The following is a 3,908-nucleotide window of genomic DNA, read 5'->3' as shown; positions in this document are numbered from 1 at the left end:
CCGCCCCGGCGCCGCCCGGGCGGTCGCCGCCCCCCCGGGGCGGTCGCCGTGCCGAGCCGTCGCCACGCAGGGGCGGACTCCGCGACACGCCCCGGCGTGAGCCGGTCCGAGCGGCGGGCGGGCGCCGGCGGGCTCACATCAGGTTCCGTGCCACCATCCACACCGATGCCACCGAGAGCACCATGAGGGCTCCCCGGTTCCCCACCTGCGGCGGTTCGCGTCTGCCGCGTGCCGCCGCAAGCAGCCAGCGCCCGTAGAGGGTCAGCGCCGCCGGCACCCCGAGGACCAGCAACACGGCGTTGTCGTGGAAGGCGGCGGCCAGGTCCCCGTGGAGCAGGTCGTACACCATGCGGGTGCCGCCGCAGACCGGGCAGAGGAGTCCGGTCAGCCAGTTGAAGGGGCAGCGCGGCAGCCACTGCCCCTCCTGGTGGGGGTCGGTGTTCACCAGGTACAACGAGGCGGCGGCGCCGACGCCCAGCACCGCGAGGGGCGCCACGAGCGGTGGCACGCCGCGTCGTCCGCCCCGCGGCAGCCGTGTCCGGCTCATCGTCCTCGCCCCCGTCACCGAGCCCGCTCCGGCCCGTTCCGCCGGTCCCGGCCGCCCGTGTCGTGCCCCGCCGGGCCGCACGGCGGCCGGCCCGCTTCCGGCGCCGCCGAATGGCCAGTACCGCGGTCCCGTCATATTGCCAGAGCACCCACTGCGCGCCATCCGGCGGCGGAGTGCGGCCTCGTCGGGTTACCGTCGAGAGGCAGCGTGAGAGCTGTGGTGGGGTGTTCCCGCTTGACACGCAGGCGGGAGGTAGCGTCACACTCCGCACGAGTACCCCCGAACCCGGACCTTCCCGGGAGCAGCCCCCGAACGGGGCCGAGCCGACCGGAGAGAAGAGACAGACGTTGTCCCCGACCAGCGAGACCGCGAACGGCGGGCGCCGACTTGTGATCGTCGAGTCGCCTGCCAAGGCCAAGACGATCAAGGGCTACCTCGGGCCCGGGTATGTGGTCGAGGCCAGCGTCGGGCACATCCGCGACCTGCCGAGCAGCGCCGCGGAGGTGCCCGCGAAGTACAAGGGCGAGCCGTGGGCGCGGCTCGGGGTCAACGTCGACGAGAGCTTCCAGCCGCTGTACGTCGTGAACAGCGACAAGAAGGAGCAGGTCCGCAAGCTCAAGGACCTGCTCGCCGAATCCGACGAGCTCTACCTCGCCACCGATGAGGACCGCGAGGGCGAGGCGATCGCCTGGCACCTGCGAGAGGTGCTCAAGCCCAAGGTGCCGGTGCGGCGCATGGTCTTCCACGAGATCACCAAGGACGCGATCCGGGCAGCCGTCGCCAACCCTCGCGAACTGAACCAGCGCCTGGTGGACGCCCAGGAGACCCGGCGCATCCTCGACCGCCTCTACGGCTTCGAGGTCTCGCCGGTGCTGTGGAAGAAGGTCATGCCGCGGCTCTCCGCCGGCCGTGTCCAGTCGGTGGCGACCCGCATGGTCGTCCAGCGGGAACGCGAGCGGATCGCGTTCCGCACCGCCGAGTACTGGGACCTCACCGGCACCTTCGCCTCCGGCGCCGGGGGAGAGGGCGACGCCGCCGCCTTCGACGCGCGACTGGTCTCGGTCGACGGCCGTCGCGTCGCCCAGGGCCGCGACTTCGGCTCCGACGGCCGGCTGAAGCAGCCCGACCAGGTCCAGCACCTCGACGAGCCGGCCTCCCGCGCGCTGGCCGCCGCGCTGGCCGAGACGAGCTACGCCGTCCGCTCGGTGGAGTCCCGCCCCTACCGGCGGTCCCCCTACGCGCCGTTCCGCACCACCACCCTCCAGCAGGAGGCGTCGCGGAAGCTCGGCATGGGCGCCAAGCCGACGATGCAGGTCGCGCAGCGGCTGTACGAGAACGGCTTCATCACCTATATGAGGACCGACTCCACGACGCTCTCGGACACCGCGGTCCGCGCCGCCCGCGCCCAGGTGACGCAGCTCTACGGCGCCGACTACCTGCCCGACCGCCCCCGCACCTACGCCGGGAAGGTCAAGAACGCGCAGGAGGCGCACGAGGCGATCCGCCCCTCCGGCGACCGCTTCCGCACCCCGGCCGAGACCGGCCTCACCGGCGAGCAGTTCCGCCTCTACGAGCTGATCTGGAAGCGGACCGTCGCCTCCCAGATGAAGGACGCCGTCGGCCAGTCCGTCACCGTGAAGGTCGGCGGGCGTGCCGCGGACGGCCGCGACTGCGAGTTCTCCGCCTCCGGCAAGGTCATCACCTTCCACGGCTTCCTCAAGGCGTACGTCGAGGGCTCCGACGACCCCGCCGCCGACCTCGACGACCGTGAGCGGCGACTGCCGCAGGTCGCCGAGGGCGACGCGCTGGCGGCACGCGAGATCTCCGTCGACGGCCACGCCACCAAGCCGCCTGCCCGCTTCACCGAGGCCACCCTGGTCAAGGAGCTGGAGGAGCGGGAGATCGGCCGACCCTCCACCTATGCCTCCATCATCGGCACCATCCTCGACCGCGGCTACGTCTTCAAGAAGGGGACCGCGCTCGTTCCGTCGTTCCTCTCCTTCGCCGTCGTCAACCTGCTGGAGCTCCACTTCGGCCGGCTCGTCGACTACGGCTTCACCGCGAAGATGGAGGACGACCTCGACCGCATCGCCGCCGGCGAGGCGGAGGCCGTGCCGTGGCTGCGCCGGTTCTACTTCGGCACCGACGCAGCCGAGGGGGACGCCCGTCCGGCGGGATCGCCCGCCGACGCCGCGGACGCCGCCTCCGACCCCGACCACCTCGGCGGACTGAAAGCGCTGGTCACCGACCTCGGCGCCATCGACGCCCGCGAGGTGTCGTCCTTCCCCGTCGGGGAGGGCGTCGTGCTTCGCGTCGGCCGTTACGGCCCCTACGTCGAGGCGACCGACGAGGGCGATGACGGCGCTCCCGCCAAGCGCGCCGACGTCCCCGAGGACCTGCCGCCCGACGAGCTGACCCTGGAACTCGCCAAGGAACTCCTGGCCAAGCCCAGCGGCGACACCGAACTCGGCACCGACCCGGCGACCGGGCATCTGATCGTCGCCAAGGACGGCCGCTACGGCCCCTACGTCACCGAGGTCGTCCCCGAGGTCGAGGCCGCCCGCGCCAAGGGCGGCAAGGCGGCCAAGAACGCGCCCAAGCCGCGGACCGCGTCGCTGCTCCGCTCGATGGCGCTCGACACCGTCACGCTCCAGGACGCGCTGCGGCTGCTGTCGCTCCCCCGAGTGGTCGGCACGGACGCCGAGGGCGTGGAGATCACCGCGCAGAACGGGCGCTACGGGCCCTACCTGAAGAAGGGCACCGACTCCCGTTCGCTGACGGACGAGGAGCAGCTCTTCACGGTCACCCTCGAAGAGGCGCTCGCCATCTACGCCCAGCCCAAGCAGCGGGGGCGCGCCGCCGCGAAGCCGCCGCTGAAGGAACTGGGCACCGACCCGCAGACCGAGCGCCCCGTCGTCGTCAAGGACGGCCGGTTCGGCCCGTACGTCACCGACGGCGAGACCAACGCGACGCTGCGCCGGGACGACGACGTCGAGACCATCACGCCGGAACGCGGCTACGAGCTGCTTGCCGAGAAGCGTGCCAAGGGCCCGGCGAAGAAGACGGCCAAGAAGACCGCCACCAAGAAGGCCGCCACCAAGACGACGGCCGCGAAGAAGACGACGGCCAAGAAGGCGGCGACCAAGACCGCCGCGAAGAAGACGGCCGCGAAGAAGACGACGGCCAAGAAAGCGGCGACCAAGACCGCCGCGAAGAAGACGGCGACCAAGAAGACCGCCGCGGCCGGAACCGCCGAGTAGCGTTCGCCGGCGGCCGTCGTTTTTCGGCCCCGCCCGCCTCGCGGTGGTTCGTTGCCACCGCACCCGCCGCCCGCCGCCGACCGGCCACCACCGGACGGCGG

At 72.4% G+C, this 3,908-nt stretch carries 2 protein-coding genes; one reads left to right on the top strand and one right to left on the bottom strand.

The annotated features are described in order from the left end of the window. Positions 1 to 133 precede the first annotated feature (133 nt). Complete coding sequence (locus HCJ92_RS22895; protein ID WP_338054338.1) at positions 134 to 508, bottom strand: DUF2752 domain-containing protein; 375 nt, start codon at positions 506 to 508, stop codon at positions 134 to 136. A 386-nt stretch (positions 509 to 894) separates the two neighbouring features. On the opposite strand from HCJ92_RS22895, the gene topA reads away from it, so the two are divergent. Further along, positions 895 to 3,807: a type I DNA topoisomerase gene (topA, locus tag HCJ92_RS22890; protein WP_167935514.1), complete on the top strand. Its 2,913-nt coding sequence runs from the start codon at positions 895 to 897 to the stop codon at positions 3,805 to 3,807. Positions 3,808 to 3,908: the final 101 nt, after the last annotated feature.

It is taken from the genome of Streptomyces spiramenti, assembly GCF_012034385.1.
GTDB classification, from domain to species: Bacteria; Actinomycetota; Actinomycetes; order Streptomycetales; family Streptomycetaceae; genus Streptomyces; species Streptomyces spiramenti.
Note: the sequence above shows the minus strand (reverse complement) of the source record. Positions and strands in the feature narration are given on the sequence as shown.